Origin of the sequence: Frigoribacterium sp. CFBP9029 (assembly GCF_034045305.1) — a bacterium.
Classification (GTDB): Bacteria; Actinomycetota; Actinomycetes; order Actinomycetales; family Microbacteriaceae; genus Frigoribacterium.
Window position 1 is genome coordinate 454,574 of record NZ_JAXCWB010000002.1, and the last position, 20,797, is coordinate 475,370.

Annotated in this window: 17 protein-coding genes, 1 tRNA gene and 1 pseudogene; 9 read left to right on the forward strand and 10 right to left on the reverse strand. The window is 62.4% G+C overall.

The window, feature by feature from the left end:
- Positions 1-9 precede the first annotated feature (9 nt).
- Together SOM11_RS04580 and SOM11_RS04585 are read left to right on the forward strand one after the other, a co-directional pair.
- Positions 10-753 carry an amino acid ABC transporter ATP-binding protein gene (locus tag SOM11_RS04580; protein WP_320477354.1) on the forward strand — a complete coding sequence of 248 codons (744 nt, stop codon included), beginning with the start codon at positions 10-12 and terminating at the stop codon, positions 751-753.
- Between the two features lie 38 nt (positions 754-791).
- Entirely contained in the window at positions 792-1,931 is a 1,140-nt protein-coding gene (locus SOM11_RS04585; RefSeq protein WP_320477314.1) for an aminotransferase class V-fold PLP-dependent enzyme, read from the forward strand.
- A gap of 880 nt (positions 1,932-2,811) precedes the next feature.
- On the opposite strand, the gene SOM11_RS04590 is transcribed toward SOM11_RS04585, so the two are convergent.
- A complete protein-coding gene (locus tag SOM11_RS04590) occupies positions 2,812-3,753 on the reverse strand; it encodes a restriction endonuclease (RefSeq protein WP_320477315.1) in 942 nt (313 codons plus the stop codon).
- A 220-nt stretch (positions 3,754-3,973) separates the two neighbouring features.
- Here SOM11_RS04590 and SOM11_RS04595 point away from each other — a divergent pair, with 220 nt between their 5' ends.
- Both SOM11_RS04595 and SOM11_RS04600 read left to right on the forward strand, forming a co-directional pair.
- On the forward strand, positions 3,974-5,068 hold the full coding sequence (locus tag SOM11_RS04595; protein WP_320477316.1) for a type I restriction endonuclease: 1,095 nt from the start codon (positions 3,974-3,976) through the stop codon (positions 5,066-5,068).
- A gap of 284 nt (positions 5,069-5,352) precedes the next feature.
- Positions 5,353-7,017, forward strand: coding sequence for an alpha/beta hydrolase (locus SOM11_RS04600; protein ID WP_320477317.1), 1,665 nt, complete (start codon positions 5,353-5,355; stop codon positions 7,015-7,017).
- Positions 7,018-7,607: 590 nt separating this feature from the next.
- Here SOM11_RS04600 and SOM11_RS04605 read toward each other — a convergent pair.
- The 8 genes and pseudogenes from SOM11_RS04605 to SOM11_RS04640 form a co-directional block, all read right to left on the reverse strand.
- A complete protein-coding gene (locus SOM11_RS04605; protein ID WP_320477318.1) occupies positions 7,608-7,865 on the reverse strand; it encodes a hypothetical protein in 258 nt (85 codons plus the stop codon).
- A gap of 208 nt (positions 7,866-8,073) precedes the next feature.
- A complete protein-coding gene (locus tag SOM11_RS04610; RefSeq protein WP_320477319.1) occupies positions 8,074-8,505 on the reverse strand; it encodes a hypothetical protein in 432 nt (143 codons plus the stop codon).
- Between the two features lie 6 nt (positions 8,506-8,511).
- The gene (locus tag SOM11_RS04615; RefSeq protein WP_320477320.1) at positions 8,512-8,913 is read right to left on the reverse strand and encodes a MerR family transcriptional regulator; all 402 of its coding nucleotides are present in this window, start codon (positions 8,911-8,913) and stop codon (positions 8,512-8,514) included.
- Positions 8,914-9,039: 126 nt separating this feature from the next.
- Entirely contained in the window at positions 9,040-9,453 is a 414-nt protein-coding gene (locus tag SOM11_RS04620; RefSeq protein WP_320477321.1) for a very short patch repair endonuclease, read from the reverse strand.
- A gap of 205 nt (positions 9,454-9,658) precedes the next feature.
- Positions 9,659-10,201, reverse strand: a complete 543-nt coding sequence (locus SOM11_RS04625; protein WP_320477322.1) for a GIY-YIG nuclease family protein — start codon at positions 10,199-10,201, stop codon at positions 9,659-9,661.
- A 700-nt stretch (positions 10,202-10,901) separates the two neighbouring features.
- The gene (locus SOM11_RS04630) at positions 10,902-12,767 is read right to left on the reverse strand and encodes a UvrD-helicase domain-containing protein (protein ID WP_320477323.1); all 1,866 of its coding nucleotides are present in this window, start codon (positions 12,765-12,767) and stop codon (positions 10,902-10,904) included.
- Positions 12,764-14,866 carry an ATP-dependent nuclease gene (locus tag SOM11_RS04635; protein WP_320477324.1) on the reverse strand — a complete coding sequence of 701 codons (2,103 nt, stop codon included), beginning with the start codon at positions 14,864-14,866 and terminating at the stop codon, positions 12,764-12,766. The genes SOM11_RS04630 and SOM11_RS04635 overlap by 4 nt, the downstream gene beginning before the upstream one ends.
- 635 nt (positions 14,867-15,501) lie before the next feature.
- Positions 15,502-15,681: pseudogene (locus SOM11_RS04640) on the reverse strand (hypothetical protein); the annotation flags it as partial.
- Between the two features lie 122 nt (positions 15,682-15,803).
- Here SOM11_RS04640 and SOM11_RS04645 point away from each other — a divergent pair.
- The 4 genes from SOM11_RS04645 to SOM11_RS04660 all read left to right on the forward strand — a co-directional run bounded on the left by SOM11_RS04645 (position 15,804) and on the right by SOM11_RS04660 (position 19,424).
- On the forward strand, positions 15,804-17,060 hold the full coding sequence (locus SOM11_RS04645; RefSeq protein ID WP_320477326.1) for a hypothetical protein: 1,257 nt from the start codon (positions 15,804-15,806) through the stop codon (positions 17,058-17,060).
- Positions 17,061-17,242: 182 nt separating this feature from the next.
- Complete coding sequence (locus SOM11_RS04650) at positions 17,243-17,746, forward strand: DNA cytosine methyltransferase (RefSeq protein WP_320477327.1); 504 nt, start codon at positions 17,243-17,245, stop codon at positions 17,744-17,746.
- A gap of 259 nt (positions 17,747-18,005) precedes the next feature.
- Positions 18,006-18,602, forward strand: a complete 597-nt coding sequence (locus tag SOM11_RS04655; protein ID WP_320477328.1) for a hypothetical protein — start codon at positions 18,006-18,008, stop codon at positions 18,600-18,602.
- A gap of 96 nt (positions 18,603-18,698) precedes the next feature.
- Complete coding sequence (locus tag SOM11_RS04660) at positions 18,699-19,424, forward strand: tyrosine-type recombinase/integrase (protein ID WP_320477329.1); 726 nt, start codon at positions 18,699-18,701, stop codon at positions 19,422-19,424.
- A gap of 27 nt (positions 19,425-19,451) precedes the next feature.
- Here SOM11_RS04660 and SOM11_RS04665 read toward each other — a convergent pair.
- Positions 19,452-19,525, reverse strand: a tRNA-Pro gene (locus SOM11_RS04665).
- Positions 19,526-19,774: 249 nt separating this feature from the next.
- Between SOM11_RS04665 and SOM11_RS04670 the strand changes: the two genes are divergently transcribed.
- Positions 19,775-20,665 carry an ABC transporter ATP-binding protein gene (locus SOM11_RS04670; RefSeq protein WP_320477330.1) on the forward strand — a complete coding sequence of 297 codons (891 nt, stop codon included), beginning with the start codon at positions 19,775-19,777 and terminating at the stop codon, positions 20,663-20,665.
- The last annotated feature ends 132 nt before the right edge of the window (positions 20,666-20,797 follow it).

Sequence of the window (20,797 nt, forward strand, 5' to 3'; positions counted from 1 at the left end):
CTCGAGGCGATCGGGATCGGCAAGTCGTACGGCAGCAACGAGGTGCTGCGCGACGTGTCGATGACGGTGCGGAGCGGCGAGGTGGTCTGCATCATCGGGCCGTCGGGCGCCGGCAAGTCGACGTTCCTCCGTACGCTGAACCGGCTCGAGGAACCCGACGCGGGCGAGGTCTGGGTCGGAGGCGAGCCGATGGGCTTCGAGCTGCGCGGCGGCGTGCTGCACGAGCTGAGCGAGCGGCGGCTGTCGGCGCAGCGGGCGCGCACCGCGATGGTCTTCCAGCACTTCAATCTCTTCCCGCACCTCACCGTGCTCGGCAACATCATCGAGGGCCCGGTGCGGGTGCAGAGGCGGAATGCGAAGGAGGCGCGGGCCGAGGCCGTCGAGATCCTCCAGCGGGTGGGCCTCGGCGACAAGGTCGACGCCTACCCCGGTCAGCTCTCGGGAGGGCAGCGTCAGCGGGTCGCGATCGCGCGGGCCGTGGCGATGAAGCCGCTGTTCCTGCTGTTCGACGAGCCGACGTCGGCGCTCGACCCCGAGCTGGTCGGCGAGGTGCTGAAGGTGATGGGCGACCTCGCGCGCGACGGCATGACGATGCTCGTCGTGACGCACGAGATCCAGTTCGCGCGGGAGGTCGCCGACCGGGTGGTCTTCATGGCCGACGGCGGGATCGTCGAGCAGGGGCCGGTCGAGCAGGTGCTCGGTGCGCCGCGGGAGGCGCGGACGAAGCAGTTCCTGCAGCGGGTGCTCGCGTGACGGCTGGTGCGGGCGCCGGAGTGACGGCTGCTGCCGACGTGACTGCTGGCGTCGGCGCGAGCTCGGCGCTCGATGCGTATCTCGCGTCGTTCGCCGAGCCCGTCGGGTACCTCAACTTCGGCAGCTACGGTCCGCCGTCGCGAGACGTGGTCGAGACGATCACGCGTCTGGCGACGGCGGCGAGCGCCGGGGTGCCGTCGTCGGGTCTGCATGCGGAGGACGAACGGGCGTTGGCGGCGGTGGCGCGTCTTTCCGGGTTCGACCGGAGCGGGGTGGCGTTGGCGAGCAGCACCTCCCTGGGGCTGATGCAGATCGCGTTCGGTCTGCCGCGGGGCGAGGTCGTGGTGAGCAGTGCGGAGTTCCCGTCGAATCTGTACGCGTGGTGGCGTTCGGAGGAGGCGGGGCTCACGACGGTCCGTCCGCTGCCCGCCGTCCCGGGGCAGCCACTCGCGCCTGTGACGCCCGAGCGGGTCGCCGATGCGATCGGACCCGACACCGTGGCCGTGGCGGTGAGTGCGGTCGACTTCCGCACCGGCACCGTGGCCGACCTCGCCGGGCTCCGTGAGGCGGTCGGCGACCGCCTCCTGGTCGTCGATGGCATCCAGGGCTTCGGTGTGCTCGACGCCGACTGGACCCTGGCCGACGCGCTCGTGGTCGGCGGTCAGAAGTGGCTGCGGGCGGGGTGGGGAACGGGGTTCGTGGCACTGTCGTCGCGGGCTCTCTCGCGCCTCCGTCCGGTTCTGGGTGGTTGGACGGGTGTCGAGGGCGCCTCGCGCTACGACGGCGTGCCGCACGAGCCGTTGCCCGGAGCGCAGCGTCTGTCGGTGACGAACGGTTCGCCGTTCGCGTCGGGTGCGCTGGCGACGGCGTTGGAGCAGGTGGAGTCGGTCGGCGTCGACGCGATCGCGTCGCGGATCGCCGACACGGCGGGTGAGCTGATCGCGCGGCTGGGCGCTGCCGACGTGCCGGTGCTGTCGCCGACGGCTCGTTCGGAGCGTGCCGGCATCGTCGTGGCGGGTGTCCCCGCCGGCTCGGCCCAGTCGGTCGGCGCCCGTCTCGAGGCCGCCGGAGTGACGGCGACGCTGCACGGCGACGACCGCGTGCGCCTCAGCGTGCACGCGACGACCACGCCGACGGCGCTCGACGCGGTCGTCTCGGTCTTGGGAGCCCCGGCGTAGCCTCGCGGCGCCGGACTGGAGGAAGTCGGCCGGCAGCCTCGAGGCGTGTCAGGTCACGGGATGTGGACGGCGGCGACCCGGCCCCGGGCACGAATGCGGGCGCTACGGGTCATCGCGTACGAACTCTTGATCGCTCCGTGATCGACTGGTCAGAAGATGTCCCTGGCCGACGCGCGAAGGACATCTTCTGACCACTCGATCCTCTCGCAGCCCCCACCACAGTGAAGCGCGACTACCCGATCGGACTAGGGACGGAGGTGTCGGAGACGGGGACGAGCCCGCTCGTACGCCGATGCGCCATCTCCGTCCAGAACAGGAAAGCGCATCACCGGAGGAGCTCCCAGATAGGGCGCTGCCAGATCTCGGAGTGCATCGTGATAGGCCCGTTGCTTCTGTCGCCCGCCCTCTCCGAAGCCGACCGCTGCTTTCGAGGCGCGGTACCTGTCCGCCCGCGATGCCAACTCGTCACACAGAGCCAGGTAGGCGTCCCGAGCGAATCCGAGCGGCGCAGAAGCCGGGTAGAGCTCGAGTGCTCGACGTCGGTGGGACGTGAAGTGCTGGAACTCGTCGATTTCGATGAACGTGCCCGTGGGTTCGTGGAAGAAATCACCCGGCAACGAAGTGAGTCTCTTTGCGGCCTGCTCCTCAGCGTGGCCGCCGAGGGCGTCGAAGATCCTCGCTAGTTGCACACGGCTGAGGCTTCGTCAGGCAACCCGAGATGACCCCGCTGATTCAGCCACGGGACGCGAGCCCTTGACAGCACGATTCCGTCGTCCTCGGCGGCGGCAGCGAAGGCACGTTCAGCTGTTCCAACAGGCATGACCTGACGATATCCACATGTGACAACAGCTGACGCTCCAGCGAGCGTCGGGCGAGGGACCTAGTCGAAGAAGTCGGCGTCGAGTTCTACGGCGGTGTAAGTCTTTTGAACTTGCACGCCGACGCGGTACTTGATCATGAGGTCGATTAGACGGGGCCCGTCGATCAGCACCACCCGTGACGGCACCTTGCTCGTGTAGTTGATCGCCGCCGGGGTGAAGGCCGACGTCGTCAGGAACACCCCACGGGTGGCCCCGAATACGTGCAGCGCCCCGACGAAAGCCTGGATCGTTTCACCGCTGATGTTGTTCCCGGCCTTGTATCTCTTAGCTTGGATGTAGACGCGGTCGAGCCCCAGAGCGTCTTGGTCGATGACGCCATCGACGCCGCCATCACCAGAACCTCCGATGCGCCTACCTCGCTGTTCGGCTCCCCCGTAGCCCATGGCGAGCAGCAGGTCGACGACTGCCTGCTCGAAGAAATCAGGGTGACTATCTCGAAGGCGGCTGAGCAGCTCCTCGCCTACCTCCGCTTCAATGCGCCTGATTCCGTCTTCGATCTGCTCAATCGGGTCGAGGATGTCAGCGTCGGCCTGAGCGATATCACTGCCGGGCGTCGATGCAGTTACCGTCTTTTTCACCGCAGTGGGCCAGAACGGTTTGAGCACCTCGCGAGCCAGCGCGTAGTCGAACCCCTGAGGGAAACGTTCGAGGGCTGCTCGACCAGCGTCAGTGATGGCGTAGTGCCCGCGGGTGGGCCTACTCACCCAGCTCGCCTTGGACAGGTGACTCAAGGCCCATCCGAGGCGCTGCTCATACCTGAAGCCGCCCGACTGCAGAGTTTCGGAACGAGCTTCACGGGATAGATCCGCTATAACGGCCGCTTCGTCTGCCACGTCTTTCCGATGGAGAGTCTGACCGCCCTCGAGTACCCGAAGTACGGGGATGACGAAGGCGGGCCAGATGGGGACGATCGTGACGGAGTCGTCGGTAGGAGTGCTCACTCTCTCACTGTGACGTATGGCAGCCGCTCTGCGGAATTCCTAGCCAAATTTTCGGGCAGCAATTCGGCCACGGTAACCGGCGCTCCTGCAAATGTGACCTTGCCCAAGGTCAGCTACCGGCCGCTGACCCTCTAACGGGACTGGCTAGATGCACGGCGGCGTCCCGAATCAGGCAACTCATGACCTAAGGTCATGAGAAACCGTCACAAAGGGGACAACGATGGAGTTTGCCGAGCGGCTCGCCGCACTCGCCTTGAAGGTCAAGAACCAGCGCGAGGCCATTCAGACCGAAGAGGCCACGAAGAACGCGTTCATCATGCCGTTCATCTCGACGATCCTCGGCTACGACGTCTTCAACCCCCTCGAGGTGGTGCCCGAATTCACGGCCGATGTCGGTGTGAAGAAGGGCGAGAAGATCGACTACGCGATTATGCGCGACGGCGAGGTGCAGATCCTCATCGAGTGCAAGAAGTCGACTGAACCGCTCCGCATCGAGCACGCCTCGCAGCTGTACCGCTACTTCGCGGTCACCAACGCCCGTATCGCAGTTCTCACGAACGGCGAGAGCTACCACTTCTACACGGACCTCGACGCGCCGAACCGGATGGACGACAAGCCGTTCCTGGTGCTCGATCTGTCGGACATCGACGAGACCCTGCTGCCCGAGCTGAGCAAGCTCACGAAGGACGTCTTCGACCTCGACTCCGTCATCAGCGCCGCCGAGGAGCTCAAGTACGTCGGCCAGCTCAAGCGGGCCATCGCCGCGCAGTTCCGCGAGCCGTCTGACGACTGGATCAAGTTCGTGACCACGCGGGTCTACGAGGGGTCGTTCACGCAGAAGGTGCGCGAGCAGTTCACGCCGCTCGTGACGAAGGCCTCGAAGCAGTTCTTGAACGACCAGGTGAACGATCGTCTGAAGACGGCACTCGGCTCGTCGAGCTTCCCGTCGATCCCCGCGGAGGCGCCCGCCGGTGCGGTGACGAGCGAGGCCGTCGTCGAGGCGGATCTGGATCGTGACACGGAGACCGAGACCACGCTGGAGGAGCTCGAGGGCTACCAGATCGTGAAGGCGATCGCGTGCAGCGAGGTCAAGCCGCAGCGGGTCGTCCACCGTGACGCGAAGTCGTACTTCGCGGTGCTGCTCGACGACAACAACCGCAAGCCGATCGCGCGCCTGCACTTCAACGGCAAGAAGCAGAAGTACCTCGGCCTCTTCGATGCCGCCAAGGTCGAGACCAAGCACCCCATCGAGTCTCTCGACGAGATCTACTCCCACGCCGACGCCATCCGCGAGTCCGTCAAGGCCTACGCCTAGGCACGCACCGTCGACGCGACGGGGGCTCATCCGCCCGTCGGCCGTATCAGCCCCGTCCCGGGAGCACCGGCACCGAATGCCACATCTGCGAGTCGCCGGGCGAGAGCCTGCGCCTCTCACACCACTACGACCTCTCGAACTGCACTGGAGCCACTTGTGACAACAGCCCCATCCTCGTCTTCCTCCACGGCGTCGGCGACGGCGATCAAGACGACAAATGGAAGGCCACCCTGTCGGAGTCTCTGGTGCGCTTGGGGTACCCGGGTCTCGAATCGGCGGAGGTCATGGCCCCGAAGTACGCCCATGCATTGAAGGACTGGGATGTCCGCGAGACGCTCCCGGACTACACCGGGAAGGCTCCCACTCGCGAAGCGGCGAAGACCAACCGCCGGGCCTTCGAAAGCCGGATGGGTGCTGTCGAATGGCGCCTGGGCAAGCACGCGCGGGGAAACGGCTTGCTGGGGTTGGACACCGCCGTGAGTGCTGCCGTGGCCGTACCCTTCTTCAAGCAGGCCCGAAACTACCTCTCGAACCCGCAGATCCGCGCTCAGGTGCTCAACCGGGTGTTGAACGCCTTGCCGTCGACGGGTCGCATCGTGCTCGTGGGCCATAGCCTCGGCTCGGTCATCGCGGCCGATCTCTTGCGCCGCCTTCCTGCCGAGGTCGAGGTGGTCGGGATGGTCACCATCGGGAGCCCTCTAGCGAACGGTGCCTTCGACGTCGACAAGTTGAAAGACGGCCTGAAGGAGCCTCCCTTCAACCTCGCCTGGTGGGTCAACTTCTGGAACGCGTCGGACCCCGTCGCGGCTCACCGCGGGCTGTCGTCCGTGTTCCCGTGGATGGTGGACTTCCGCATCGCCACGACTCCGTCATTCATCCGAGGACACCTCGCCGAGGAGTACCTGGGATCAGACGCCGTCGGCGCAGCGATCGGGTACGCCCTGTTCGGCTCCCTGTCCACCGAGCTCGAGGCTGTCGAAAAGGGCGTGGACATCCCTCTCGATCCGGCCGAATCGATGGCGCTCATGGCGCTGCGTTATGCCCATCTCATGCGGAGGCGACTGAAGGGCGACGAGCTGGACCGATTCACCGGCGCACTCCGCCGTGTTCAGACGGATGTCGTGACGGACATCGTCACGCGCAATGACGCTGAGGGCCGACAGGTTCCCCTGAACGTGACGCGGCTCATGGTCCATCAGCCCAGCCCGACAGGTGACCTCGTCGAACCGCAACCGGGGCGCTATTTGGGCAAAGACGAAGCGGTCGTCCTCCTCACCGTGCTGGCGGCCGAGAACGTCCTCCGTCCCTTCGAGATCGACCTGCCGCGTGAGAAGTGGCTCGAGGCGATGAAAGAACTCTGCGCCGAGATGGGGCTGGGCACGCAGTACGGCATCGACATCTTCGAGGCTGCTAAGCGCGCCCGGAGTGTCCTCAGCCCGGGCCGCGGCGCCGGCTGGATCAAGTGGGGCGCCCTCAGTGTCGGCGCGGCAGCGATAGTCGTAGCCACCGGGGGTTTGGCGCTGGCCGCCGCGCCGGGCCTCGCTGGAGCTGCAGCCATCACGAGCGCGTTGGCGACGTTCGGACCAGGTGGGATGATCGGCGGCCTTTTGACGGCCGGAACCCTCGTCTCGGCAGGCGGCGGTGGCATCGCCTTCGGACTCGCCGGGCAGGGCACGACAGCCGAGACCCTCGAGGCCATCGTAGAGCGTCGCCTCGCCGCGACCATCCTGAGGCAGCTGCAGGGCCTCGAGCCCGACCCCGCGGTCTGGAGCGTGCTCGCGCAGATCGAGATCGAGGTCCGCCGCCAGCACGAACGCATGGACGAATTCAGCGACGAATCCGCACCGGGCCTGAAAGACCTGAAGCGGAAGATCCTCACCGTCGAAAGGGCTCTGCGCTACCTGACGGAGAACGGCCTGGAGCCCGGAGGAGTTTCCGCACAGCAGTGACGGTGCCGCATCGACTAGGACAACTCCCAACCCCCGGGCGTTGGTAGAGAGCCATGCTTGAGGCGAAGCACACGCTCAATATGACGGAGACTCTCTTCAATACCCGTTCGAAGTTCCATGAGTTCGAATTGCCAACGATCGGGCCTGACCTCCACAGCCTCTTTGTACTTGACGCACAGATACACCATCCTCTGGAGATAATCACGCAATGACTCGTTAGGGTGCACCTCGTCTCGGATCTGTGAAATACGATCCTGTGCCGCTTGCACACTCACCCGGCACCGCATTGCTTCCTCCGTGTGGGGACTTAGGCGAGGGGGCTCAATGTGACGTAGGGCACGCCGTGCAGATAAGTCGTCAGCTAGGTTACGGACAAGCTGATTATTGCGGCGGCGGCGTTGGAAATCGAACGCAACCAACGCTACAACGACGGCAGATATCGATCCAAAGAGATCACCGAGGGTTATGGTCATGTCCATCTCAATATCTTCCCCCATCTAGAGCCGAGTGTCTTACCGAAATCGTCGTTGGCGCGCTCGTGATCGACCATGGTTGCGTGGCGCAAATGACATCACGGTTGCGTACGCGGACTAGCTCCCCAACACGCTCAGCATTCCCGTGGCCGGCATCGCTAGCCCAGATGTGTAGAGCACGATCACGTCGGCCTGCCCGAGCATGACCCAGCCCTTGGAGAGGCCGCGGTCGGTTAGGGTCGCGGCAGTGAACACATTTGGGCGGGCGAGCGGGGCGAGGAGGCTGCTTCCGGGGACTCCAACCCTCACCAGCCAGTGCTTTAAACGCTTCTGGCCCTTCTTCTCGGGCTTGCGCCCGAACGTCTCCTCGGGCACCTGCCCCACCAGTTCCTGAACCAGCCGAACGGGCCTTCGGGCAGAGGACCCGTGGAACCGGACGCACCAGGCAGTGCGATGGACGTGATGGATAAAGCAGTCAGCGTGAGGGACATGGTGATCTACTCCGATAGGTGTCGCTGAAGCGGACAGGCGGACCCAACGGTTTAGCCGAGTGGGTCGAGCCGTTGGGTGCGGCGCGTCGGTGTCATCCGCGGCGGGTCAGCGCTGACCAGCCACCGATGACAGGAACCCGCCCCACGCCGCCAGAACGCACCTCACTCCCCCTCCGGGGAAGCGCGTCCTCGAGGGCGGCCAGCGCGTCGAGGGAACCGGTCCTGATCAGGCTGGCGCGATAGAGCACCTCGCGCTGGGCGCCCCTGTAGAGCTCGCCGACCGACTCTGCGACGGTCGCCTCGGCCGAGGAGGCGCTCCCCCGTGCCCGAGACCCCGGATCTTTCAACCACGGATACTTCTCGACCACCGCGGCGAGAACGGGCGCGTACTGCTCGCCGAGACGGCGGCGGGTGGCGCGATCGGCGTCGGCCGGCAGCTCGTCGAGCGCGATGTCGGCCGGGGTGCGCGGGGGGGGGGCGACGAGCATCTGTCGCAGGTCGCGCATCGCGTCGTCGTCGAACACGCGAGATCAGATGAGGAGGAGCGACTGGTCCGCAGCACTCAGGTCGCGCCCCGCTTCGGCGAACCCCTCGGGCAAGGAGGCGCTGGTCCCGTGCTGCAGGATGGCCGCCAGTTCGCGCCGAATCCGTTGCAACCGTTCGATCGTGGCGGCGAGTTCGGCGTCGATGGTGCGCAGGGCACCCTGGGGGTCGTCGTCGGTCGAGACGATCGCTTCGATCTGGGCCAACGGAACGCCCAGCTCGGTCAGCCGGGTGATCTGCAGGAGGCGCACCAGGTGTCGCACCTCGTACTGCATGTATCCGTTACCGAGCCGTTCGGGCTCGTCGAGCAACCCCAGCTGGTGGTAATAACGCACCGACTCCACAGTCGTGCCGGCCAGCTCGGCCAGCTCGCGGGTGCTCCAGGCCACGGGTGGGCTCCTCTCCGTCGCGCCAGCTGGTGTGCCGGCGTGTACCCAGTAGAAACCGTGACCGCGGGGCAGGGTCAAGTGGCGCGTGCACATCGACCAGGAGCTGCCGCCACTGGGTTGCAGCAGCTACTCCGTCCGCGCTCTCCACGTCCTCGCGATGGCCTCCACGGTGGCGCCGACTTCCTCGTGTTCCCAGAACCGCAGCACCGTCCAGCCGAGCGCTTCGAGCCTGGCGGTCGTCTCGAGGTCGCGCTCCGCATTGCGCTGGAGCTTGGGCACCCAGTAGTGGGAGTTGCGCGTCGGTCGCGTGGCGTGCACCGGACACCCATGCCAGAAGCAGCCGTCGATGAAGACGGCGATCTTCTGTCTGGTGAAGACGATGTCCGCGCGGGTGCGCAGTTCGAGGCTCGGCCTGACGTCCACGCGGTAGCGGAATCCTGCTGCATGCAGTGCCCGGCGAACGGCCAACTCGGGCTTCGTGTCCCGTGCCTTGTTCGAGAGCATGGAGCGACGGGTTCCCTCGCTGGATGCCCACGTCATGTGGTCAGCCTAGATACCGCCGAGCGGAAATCGATCTCGTGGTGAGCCGCTCCCCAGCGAGGTAGGCTTTCGGCAGGCTGTGGAGGTTACGGCGACCTCACCTACGAGGCCATCTAGCTGCCGGTCATGACGTGGACGGACAGAACATCACGGGACTAAGTCGCGTTAAGTCCTGCAGCCTTACGGCTGAACGCCAGAAACGGCGTCAAGAACTCGCGGAGGGCCAGGTCGACGACTTATACGTAAGTCCCCCGGATCCCCCGAGTGAGCAGGACGCCGTAGACGTTGAGGACAAACTGGCGCACCTCGCCGTCCGTGTACCGCCGTCCGAGCGATTCAGAACGCTGTAGGAACCATCGGCGGACAGGAGCTGGATGAGACGGGACTCGAGGTCAAGGCAGGCCGACTTGTTAAAGGTCTCGTCGACGATGACGCGGATGCTGTCCAGCTGGCGCTTCTCGGGGTTTACGAGGTGCTGTCTGAGCCGGGCGACGGCGTTACGGGTCTCCCCGACGTAGATATCGCGGAGCCGTTCTTCCGGGTGCCGGCCCGACTTCATCGGACTCGTCTGGTCGAGCTCGTAGACGACTGGCCAGTCGCTGTTCCTCGGGTCGACGAGGCCCCAGACATGGACGGACTCTCTGTCGAACTCGAGCGGAACGATCTCGGAGGGCGTCGTATTTGTCACTTCGCCCCGCGCCTTGTCAACCGGGTACTTCTGGCGAGTCAACTCGAGCTTGTCCAGCACGATCTGATCCGGGTCCACTCCGAGACGATCGGCCAGGAGCCAGCAGTCCGTCAGCCAGCTCGCTCTGAACACGTGCCGCGTCGGAGTCCGCCCCCATTGAAAGCATTCGAGTAGTTCGCCCGCCTCGACTGCGAGACTCCGTGACAGATTGTCCTCCGAATGAAATTGACACCACTCACGCTCACACACAAAGGAGCGGACCGCGTCCTAAGCCTTAGATGATGCCATGACCGAACGCTAACAGCCGTCGTTGAACGGTAAGCCTATTCGAGTGTCGGCTCATATCAACGCCGTCGACGCGTTTGACCCCAACCATCGCTTCAGCCTCGGAGATGGGATGCCTTGGGAGGGCCTCTTGCTGCTGCCCGCCTTTGTGGGCCCACAGGCGGCTCCATGATAAAGTCCGCCCGCGTACACGAAAAGACGACCACGCGGATGTGCCGTCTGTCATCTGATCGGGCTGATAAGGACCGAACCCACGGCCCCTTGACCCCGAGGTGGTAGGCGTAGGGCTGATAGCCCACCTAACCTGCAGTTTTCTGTTTCAAAAACGTGCTCTGGCCACCTCTTTTGCGGGATTTGCAGGCAGTTAGTCACCTAATTGGTCCATTTCCGCTAACGAAGGATACCGGTGCCGTAACCTCTCAATCCCGCATGTTTTGGATCTGTTGTGAAGTTACCAACAAACATTAGAACCCGGTTATCCAACAAGGTTCACATTTGTATCACCAAACCACTCCCGAGCTTGCGCCAACGTCGCCTCGGCTGGCTTATGAATGTAGACAAGCAAGTTTTTCTTTGCCCGACTGCAGGTTACATAAAGCATCATCCGGGACCGATTGTGAACAGAGCTATTACCTTGCGGATCGGACAGTAGTCGTTCGAAGTTGTAGTTGTTCCAGCCTCCGTTATCGAGGGATACGAAGATGTTGTCCCATTCCGATCCCTTCACCCCATGCTGCGTCGAATAGGGAGAGTAATCTTCGACATACTCATGGAGGTTCACGATTTCCTGAAAGGGAACCGCGCTCACGAGTTCGTAGCGATAGGGGTGCTTTGCCTGAAAGCGAAGTACCGCGTCTTTGCGTTTTAAAATCCCTGAGCTCTCCGCGAAGGCTATTACATCACCAATAACTGAAGTGTCCATCGAGTCAAGCGCCTTCAGATCGGTAGCAACTTGCTCACGATCCGCAATACTGGTGATTGTTTTGTCCACAGCACGCATCACTGGACTAAATCTACCTTGTCGGAATAGAACACGAAGCTCCTGAATCGCTATGAGGTGGTTGATGAGCGGGTCGCGTTTCTCTCCACGGTCGCGATCGTCCAGCTCCGAGACTTTCTTGGTACCGAGGAGCCGGTCGGAACTTGAAGAGGTGGTTGTGATGTCCGCAAAAAGGAATCGTCCTGCCAAGGTCAGCAGATTAGGATCACCGTCAAAAGCCTCTTGCTGTCCTCTCGTGGGCGGAGCAAAACTTCCATGAAGCTCGATTACTTCACTGAGAGTCGCATCATCGTTTGGCGAGATTCCCCTCTTGGCCAGCGCCTCCTTTAGCCTCTTGCTGTAGTCAACGGCGCGGTCTTTGTCGTATATCGCCATCAGTCTGAGGAACTGCTTCTCGCGCGCAATCATTGATTTTCCGAGATAGAGCAGCTTGGTGTCTTCTGACGAAAATCTCCAATCTTGACAGAACCCTAGGCTCCTGAGCCCATCTGTATTCAGTTCGTTGCGATCGGTATAGACGAACCTTGCCGTGCCTTCTTGGCCAAAATTGGGCGCGTTCCTGTCTGTAGACTGCACCTGCACAAGTCCATCTGCCCGTAGCCGATTAATAACACTCAGCACGGCGGAAGGGTTACGTCGGTTTTGGTCTTTAGTTATAAGTTGAAGTTGTCCAGAATCAATTGACGACTTGACCACGAGTTGACCCTTTTCGCCCTCATGAATTGCCTGCTCACCATCGCCGAAAAACCCAATCCGCAGGCTACGCTCTTTTGATTCCGGAAGCTTTTCTAGAAGAATGGATAGGACGTCCACGGGGGTATCCTGATACTCATCGATGAGTAGAACGTCATACTGATCCGAAAGAATTTTAGCCAGCGTGGGATGTTCGGAAAAGAGATGTTTCGCAACCTTAAGTAGCTCATCATGGGAGATCTCACCCGCCTCAAGACTAAGCCATTCCTTATAAGTGATTGGCTGTTCCCAGAAGCTGGACGATATAGGCAAATCAAGCGCGGACTTTACCACCCCTTCGTTTACCAAAGTTGCCAGTGATTCGCGAATGTTCTTCTGGAATCGTCCTACAAGCGACCATAAAAATTCGTGAATGGTAGACACTCTCAGGGCTGGTGTCGGGAAGCGGCCTCGGATCTCATTTACTGCCACGTTCGTGAATGTCACACACGCAACACTCGTCTCTGGGCGTAATGCGTACAGCTCTTCAAGGAAGCTAAGCATTGAATGGGTCTTACCGCTTCCAGCTCCTCCCTGCATGATAAAGTCTTTGCCGGTTTGTGCGTATTCCAGGGCTTTCCTGACTTCTGGTTCCACTTCCTTCATCATGCGTCCCTTAGCCACCCAAGGCCTTCCATAATGTACGCCGGGATACTCCACGAACTAATGGAAGCCGTCTCTGCATATATGACATCCAGCGCAAAATGTGTCTTTTTGCTGACGCAGGAATCCGCAAGTTCGTAGGCATCTATAGTGCTGTCGTTGAACTTTCCAGTATTCTTCAAACCTCTAAAGCTACTGAGATTGTCGGTAATAAAATCGCGATTCAGGTGTATGAATGCATCCTCGTAGCTACGCGCTTCATAGCCGTTCTCCGAAGTCTGATAGGCAACGAAGAGGGACGAATCTGCGCTGTCTCTCTTCCAGGCGCCTGACTGCTTTTTCAGTTGCTTGGCCTCGGACGTAAGCTTCCGAAGGTTATTGAGGTCACCGGTATCATCTACGCCTGACTGTTTCAGACCGAGGAAGTGCTTGAGGGCACCGTTGGTTGTATGAGTTCCTTTGTCTACGGCACAGGCAGTAAGCACTTTGCCGCCAGCCGTGCTCGTTGCCACCTCAGCACTATCTATGTCAGTGATGATGAGCGTCTTCAAGCCCGTGAACTCGATGAAGTGGTCGAAAACCTGAGAGTGCGCTCCAACTTCAACTACCGAGATATTCTGGGATCCAAGTGGCGATTCATGCTCGGGATTCACTTCGTCGATCTTGCGCATCATCGCTCGCATGAGAATTCGTTCGGTGTCGCCTTCGATGAGGATGGCTTTATCGGCAAAGAAGAGTTCAGCCCTTGTGAGAGTTAGGTACTGAGTGAGAAACTGATACTGCTTCTCATCTTCGCCATACTTCTGTTGGAGATCAGTCATATTGCGCGCTTCGACACGATCCCCGATACGGCGGAAGTATTTGATATCTTCGAAATCACTTTCTGCAGTAATGTGCGACGAATGAGTGGTAATTATCGTCTGAAGCTGAATGCCTCCGTCTTCACGATGCTCTTTGAGTAGCTCCTTTATCTTCTTGATGAATATGTACTGAAGTTGTGGGTGGGTGTGCGCTTCCGGTTCTTCGATCACCAGTAAGTTGATATCGGCAGGTGCAGAGTTGTTTGCTGATTTTATACGCAATAGCCGAATTTCAATCTCCATGATGATGGCGATTAGGTTCAGATAGCCCAATCCGTTATGGTCCTCTGGAAGCAGAGTGTCAGGCTCTCCGTACTTTACCGATGTGCTGTCGTTCAGGAGTGTGCTTGGCTGAATCGTTGACATCACATGAATGTCACCCCCTAGCCCTGCCACTGCCCCAAAGCGCTTCACTTTGGCTATAACGTCCTCGAAGACCCGTTTGTAGGCCTTTGTGAATTCACGATCGGTGACGGCCGCTTGTGCAGAGAGCTGAATAAAGGGCACGCTCTCTTCGTTGCCCCCGGTGTGATCCTCGAAGTAGTCACTTGAAAGCCGAGAAAGAGCACGTGCAGATGTTTTCCCGCCTTTGCCTGAATCTCTGTTCTCAACAGACCTTCTTGCACTCACATATTCGATGTTGAGTACTCGTCTAACCGAGGAGAGCTGGTCAGTGAGGTTCAGGTCAGCACTGGCATCATCCGGGTCAAACGAGACCACTTTACGCACGAGGTAGTGTTTGATCTTCTTTGACAAGAAACGCTGAACTTCATCTCGCTTTTGATCCGCTTCGAGACTCTTGCCCAGAGCTTCTTCGACCGCAGACAAATTCGCGTGGAGATCCGCGTGCAATTGCTCGAGGTGATTCGTTGCAATCTCGCTCGAGAACCGGAGGTGCACCTCACGTGCGTCGGGAGAGAGATCCACCATGAGGTTGGAGAGATTCCGCAGGTTGTCTTCCTCGTCATAACAGATCGTGAGGGTAAGGGTAATTGAGGGCATAGTAGCCGGAATGACTAGCTCCTGGTCTATTAGGAGGGCCAGCAGTTTCCTCTGCGTTGCTACCGAAAAGTCTTCGAAGACGAAACCTGACTGCGAGCCTGATAGATAGACACTAAGAACGTTCAATAGTGATGTCTTGCCGGTATTGTTTTTTCCGATGACTAGAGAGAGGTCATCTCTGAGATCCATCGTGAATTCATTTAGCAGTCGGTATCCGTCAACGTTGACTCTGGAAATCTTCACAAAACTCTCTCCTGATTGGTTCTTTAGCCTGATTGTGCCAGCGCCATCGATTTAGTCAACGTCGCTATGCTTCGCTCATCTTGACAGACACCTACGTACGGTTCAGGTTCAAGTATGGCCTCAAACTAACGGAGATGTTGGCGTGAGGGAAGCCGCGTAAGTCACCCACGGTTTTCATCCGGACGATCGAAGCTTCTGATTCGAGTGCAGTGACAAGAGTCGACACCACCTATGACAGCGCTGTTGCTCTCCTTATCACCTCACTGTTCCAGGCCGCATTTTCAGCATCGTCGGGATTGCCACTATCAGTGAAGCGAATACGACGGAGTCTTCGCAGCGCCCCATCTCCTAGCTTCTCAGCGTGCTTGGTCCACTCCGCGCCTTTTCCTCGGCGAGTGCAGCCGCACGGCCAATCAGCCCATGGACGAGATCGCCAGCGAGTCGATCGAAGAGCTGTGCGGCTTTCAGCGTAGTGCTGGTCTCGGTTTCCTCTGGGTTTGGCTCGGTGTCAGTGGCGAATGCGCCGAAGTAAGCCCACGGTCTTCGTCCGGGTGTCAGCCTTTCGATTGCCGCCTCCACCTCGTCTACTTCAGCGAGAGGAGAGCGGTCACTGGGCAGCTGACGACGGTGCGATCAGAGGCGAGCCAATGCCCCGGCGGGCTGCCCTCCTCCGCGTAGTACCTCGTCAGCGGCGTCGAGAGGGAGTGATCACCGTCGCCGGCGGCGACCGTGCGCGGCAGGTACTTATACCCATCGCCCGCGCTCATCGCGCGCATCGAGACCGTCACAACGCCCGCCTTCACCACTCCCCTCATGAGGTGAGCGGATGCCCATCGAAGCAGCGCGTCCAGCGCCCCGACGTGCGCTGGAGCGACGCGGCCCCGAGGGGCTATTGTCCGGGCCGCCCGGGCGGTGCGTGCCTGGCTATCGTGAGTGCATGATCTCCCGCTACCACCTGAAGTGCCCCGGTTGCGAGCAGGCCTTCGTCGCGCGGCTCGGGGTAGAGCCGACAAGCGGGACTCGGTTCTATCTTCCGTGCCCTCACTGTCGTTTGCCGATCCGAGGCTCCATGTCAGGAACGGAGCTTGAGGACCACAGGATCAATCTCGAATGCGAGGTATTTAACGGCGTCGAGTCGGACTTGCCGGGCGATCGTGTCGTGACTATCAACCCGTTCGTGCCTTCGCTTTATGAGGCCGATTCGTTCGCTCCGAGCGGCGCCTTTCCCACGTTAACCCTGGCACGGATTCTCGGCGACCACGTGTTCACGGAGTTCGAGACTGAGAGGCACGAGGCGCTCGACGCCGGACGGCTCCTGTGGCCCCGGGTTCGAATGCTCTTCCAGTACTACCTTCAGGGCAACACGCAGATGTTCACGCGCATCGCAAAGGAGCAGTTCGGGCTCGACTGGGAGCCGAGCAAGGCGCATCAGCGGACCAGCGTCGCCTACCAGGCGATGGGCACGGTAACCACGATGATGGCGGGTACCACGGGTAACCGCTCGGCCACGGTCATCGATCGCTTCGCCAGAAAACACACTGCGGCGATGAAACGCCATAAGGAGCACCTCCTTGCCTTCCGGGCACGGGGCAAGGAATCGGCTGCGCTAGAACGAGACCTCTTCACCGAGTTGAACCGCTTCGTCGAACGGCACGAGTCCTGGGAAATGGGCCTGCTCGTCAGGTTCGTTGGGCCGGCAGAGCAGGCTAAGTTCGAGAACCTTGTGCTCTACCGAGACGAGTTCGCGACCGTTAGGGACCTGTACCAGCAAGGCTTTGAGCTTGCTTCCAAGTGCATCTGGCCGCTCGTCGCCGTGCAAAACACAGTCAAGCGCGGCACCCCTGATGACTTCGGAAGCGATCACCCCCAGAGCGTGCCGGTGAACAAGCAGGCTCGAAGCCTCGCGCAGTTCGACAGGCTCGCAAATGTGCACAAGATCGCCTACGCGGCTCAGGTTCCGGGATGGGAGTCACTCGGGGAACTTCTAGATAACAAGCGCCGCAACGCGATCGGCCATGCCACGGCGCACCACGATCTTCAGACCGGCCGCGTTGTCAGCGACACGGACCCCTCCGGGATGCGCTACCTCGACTTCCTCGGACAGACACTAGGAGTCTTCGACGCATTGTCGACACTCGCACAAGTGCTTCGCGCCTGCCGAGTTGCGGCCTCACCGGACTTCGACGTCGCATAGACCTCGACCTGCAAGACGCGTGGTGGCTCTAAGGAATGGCCGGGACGACGGCGCCGGACTGCGCTGGGCGGGCGGGCCGAAGCAGCGTGCGGGAGGCGAGGCGTGCACCTGGCAGGTGACCAGCCCGGCGTCGAGTTCACGAGTGGACGATGGCACGGGGTGACCGATCCGCCGGAGTCCTCATGCACGAGCCGAACAACGAGAGCACGGACCGTCGTCTGCGTGTTGGTTCGCTGTTCTCCGGCTACGGCAGACTCGACCTCGCCGTAGAAGAGGTCTTCGACGCCCACGCCGTCTGGTTCTCCCAAAGCAAAGAACCCGTCGCCCGGGTCTTCGCCCACCACCGGCCCGACGGCCCGAACCTCGGCGACATCACCGCCATCGACTGGAGCTCGGTCGAGCCCGTTGACGTGCTCTGCGGCGGCTTCCCCTGCCAGGACGTCTCCGCAGTCGGGAAGATGGCCGGCCTCGCACCCGGCACCCGCTCCGGCCTGTGGGCGCACATGGCGACCGCCATCGAGACACTGCAACCCGAATGGGTTGTCATCGAGAACGTCCGCGGGCTGCTCTCCGGACCCGCAATCCGCCCAGCCCCGGAAAGAGATAAGAATGACCGACGCAACCCCGAACTCGCAACCCCCGACGATGCAACCTTCGCAGTGTGGAACCCGACCCGTGGTGTATGAGGAGCCCAGTCAGCCCGACCTCTACGGGCTCATGGCGCCGTACTCGGAGACCTGGCCGACCTCCGGTACGACGAGAGGTGGCTCGGCTTACCCGCTTCCGCAGTCGGCGCTCCGCATCCACGGTTCCGCATTTTCGTCCTCGCCCACCGCGCTGTTCTGAACGCCGTCGGCCTCGGACTCCGCGAGGGGCGGGGAGTCACTGGACCAGGTAAGGGCAAGGCGAGGCACGATCGCTCACAGCCACCAGATCATCGACCTCATGATGAATAAAGGTCGGCGGGGCACGCCGGAGGAGACGTTCGCGCTGATCGAGGAGTTCTTCGCCGCTAGGGACGCTACGCCGCGGCCGTCGCTCGATGGGAACGCATCACCGGGCGACCGGCACCAGCGCCCGACATCGACCGACCCGATCAGCAGGCGCCGGGTGATCCGCTCGGAGATTGTCGCCAACGAGGCCTCCGAGCACGTGATCTTCGACTCGCTGCGGCAATTGTCCGTGATGAACATGAACGTGTCCATGACCCTCACCGAGCTCGTCACCGCGATCGGGGACCGATGGGCGCGCGGCCTGGACCCGACCTCCACCGGCGAGACATTCGGGTACGGCCTCAAGCTCCGCGTGCTGCCCACGCTCGGGCATCTACCGGTCACGCAGAGCACCGCCGGGGTGATCGACCACACCATCGACGCCTGGGAGACACGGCAAGGAGCGTCGACGATCAAGTACGCGATCGCGCTGCTCGTGCGCGTCCTGGACGAGGCGGTGCGGGACGGGCTCATCACGATCAGGCCGGCGAAGAACCATGCCAAGGGCAGCCTGAACCGCAACGCCTTCCGCGCCCAGCCCGCCGAATAGTCTTCACCCCGGGCGCATGCGATCCCGGACATAAAAACTCTCACCCGACTCGCGAACACTCTTGTAAAGATCGTCCAGTCCTACAGCGACTTCGTCATGCTCGCCGCCCTCCTGGCCGCACGCTCCTCCGAAGTCTCCGGCCTCCGGGTCGATAACGTCCGGTTCGAGAAGAACCTCGTCGTCATCGCCCGCCAGATCTACCCCGGCAGAGGCGGCCCGATCACCAAACAGACCAAGAGCCGGAAGGAACGCCTCGTCCGAATACTCGACCCGCTCCGCCCCGTCCTCGATAGCCTCACCGCAGGCAAAGACCCCGAGGATCAGCTGCTTGTCGGCCCTCAAGGCGGCGTCCTCACCACCGCGACGGTTCGCGACGCGACGAACTGGGACAAGATCGTCGCCGGCATCGGCCTGCCCGACCTGACCCGCCACTGCCTGCGTCACACCGGAGCTACCTGGATGCCCGGCGCCGGAATCCCGCTCCGTGTCCTGCAGGAGATCCTCGGGCAGGCCTGGATGGAGACAACCCGCGGGTACCTGCACGCCGATGACCGGCACCTCGCTTCCGCCGCCAAGCAGGGCAGCGCGTTCCTGTCCCTGTCCGGACAACGCCGCCGAGCACGCCAGAAACCCCCGCCCGCGCGTGGCAGGACGCCGGTCACGCAGCCCCCCACAGCGTGCCGGCTATGTTGTGGTTCCCTTATCCACGGGAAGGGACACGCGACCCGGCCTACTGTTCACAGCCAGGCCAACCGAAAAACGTTCGGGGGACCAGTGGGGACCAACGGAAATCTGACCCAAGACACAACAAAGCCCCGATGAAAATAAATTTTCATCAGGGTTTTACGGTCGGGCTGACAGGATTTGAACCTGCGACCCCTTGACCCCCAGTCAAGTGCGCTACCAAGCTGCGCCACAGCCCGAGAAAACTGTTGCTGAGCAACTGATTCCTTGGTGTTGCCCCGACCGAGGCAACCCGATCAGCATAGCGGATCGTCGAGGCGGTTCGCGCCACGCGAGACACGATCAAGTCGCGGCCGGTCGACCGGAGCCTCACGCAGACGACTCATCACGGCGGCGTTCACCACAACCCGGCCCGCGACAAGACACCCCACGTTGCGCCGCGTTACGCCCGCCAAGCAGCAACTCCCCCGGCCACCTACCGTCAGGGCATGCCCACCATCGCGACCACCGCCTCCCGCGCCCTGCCGATCTCGGTCCGCGGTGTCGGTCGACGGTTCGCGCGCGACGTGCTGCGCGCGGTCGACCTCGAGGTGGCGGCCGGTGAGATCGTCGCCGTGCTCGGGCCGAGCGGCTGCGGCAAGTCGACGCTGCTGCGCCAGATCGGCGGACTCGACGTGCCCGACAGCGGCAGCGTCGTCATCGACGACTCCCCCAGCCGGCCCGCCGACCAGCGGTGCGCGATCGCGTTCCAGGAGCCGCGCCTCCTGCCCTGGCGCACCCTCCGCGACAACGTCGCCCTCGGCCTGCCCAAGCGCAAGACAGACGGCAGCAAGCCCACGAAAGACGAGAACCGCGCCCGCATCACCGAGCTGCTCGACCTCGTCCAGCTCGGCAGCGTTGGAGGGCACCGCCCCCGCCAGGTCTCCGGAGGCATGGCCCAGCGCACCTCCCTCGCCCGCGCCCTGGCCCGCGAACCGACCATCCTGCTGCTCGACGAGCCGTTCGGAGCTCTCGACGCCCTCACTCGCCTCCGCATGCAGGACCTCCTGCTCGATGTGCACGACGCGCTGCCGACCACCGTCGTGCTCGTCACCCACGACGTCGACGAGGCCCTCTACCTCGCCGACCGCATCGTCCTCCTCGACGACCTCGCCGCGGCCGACGCCACCCCCGCCCCGCCCCGAGGAGGCGCGGTGCCAGCCCCCCACACCGCCCACCCCTCCAGCATCCGCCGCATAGTCGACGTCCCCGGAGCCGGCCTCGGCCGCCGCGACCGCGACGACCCCGCCCTCGCCACCCTCCGCCACGACCTCCTCGCCGAGCTCGGAGTAGTCCGCACCCCCCGCGCCACCCCCGCCCCCACCGCCACCCCGCACTAGCTACTACGCATGCACGCGTAACAGCGCCTCCCCCTCACGCCCCACCAACCCCGCCCCCAGCCACCCAGCCCGACACCCCACTACGCATCCACACGTAATAGCGAAAACGCGAACACCCCGCCCCGCGAAACG

Bases quoted from the DNA above. Each gene is read 5' to 3' on its own strand.
- SOM11_RS04630 (WP_320477323.1), bottom strand. From the start codon at position 12,767: ATGATGAAGGAAGTGGAACCAGAAGTCAGGAAAGCCCTGGAATACGCA.
- SOM11_RS04645 (WP_320477326.1), top strand. From the start codon at position 15,804: ATGATCTCCCGCTACCACCTGAAGTGCCCCGGTTGCGAGCAGGCCTTC.
- SOM11_RS04600 (WP_320477317.1), top strand. From the start codon at position 5,353: ATGGCCCCGAAGTACGCCCATGCATTGAAGGACTGGGATGTCCGCGAG.
- SOM11_RS04670 (WP_320477330.1), top strand. From the start codon at position 19,775: ATGCCCACCATCGCGACCACCGCCTCCCGCGCCCTGCCGATCTCGGTC.
- SOM11_RS04660 (WP_320477329.1), top strand. From the start codon at position 18,699: ATGCTCGCCGCCCTCCTGGCCGCACGCTCCTCCGAAGTCTCCGGCCTC.
- SOM11_RS04650 (WP_320477327.1), top strand. From the start codon at position 17,243: ATGCACGAGCCGAACAACGAGAGCACGGACCGTCGTCTGCGTGTTGGT.
- SOM11_RS04655 (WP_320477328.1), top strand. From the start codon at position 18,006: ATGATGAATAAAGGTCGGCGGGGCACGCCGGAGGAGACGTTCGCGCTG.
- SOM11_RS04595 (WP_320477316.1), top strand. From the start codon at position 3,974: ATGGAGTTTGCCGAGCGGCTCGCCGCACTCGCCTTGAAGGTCAAGAAC.
- SOM11_RS04620 (WP_320477321.1), bottom strand. From the start codon at position 9,453: ATGACGTGGGCATCCAGCGAGGGAACCCGTCGCTCCATGCTCTCGAAC.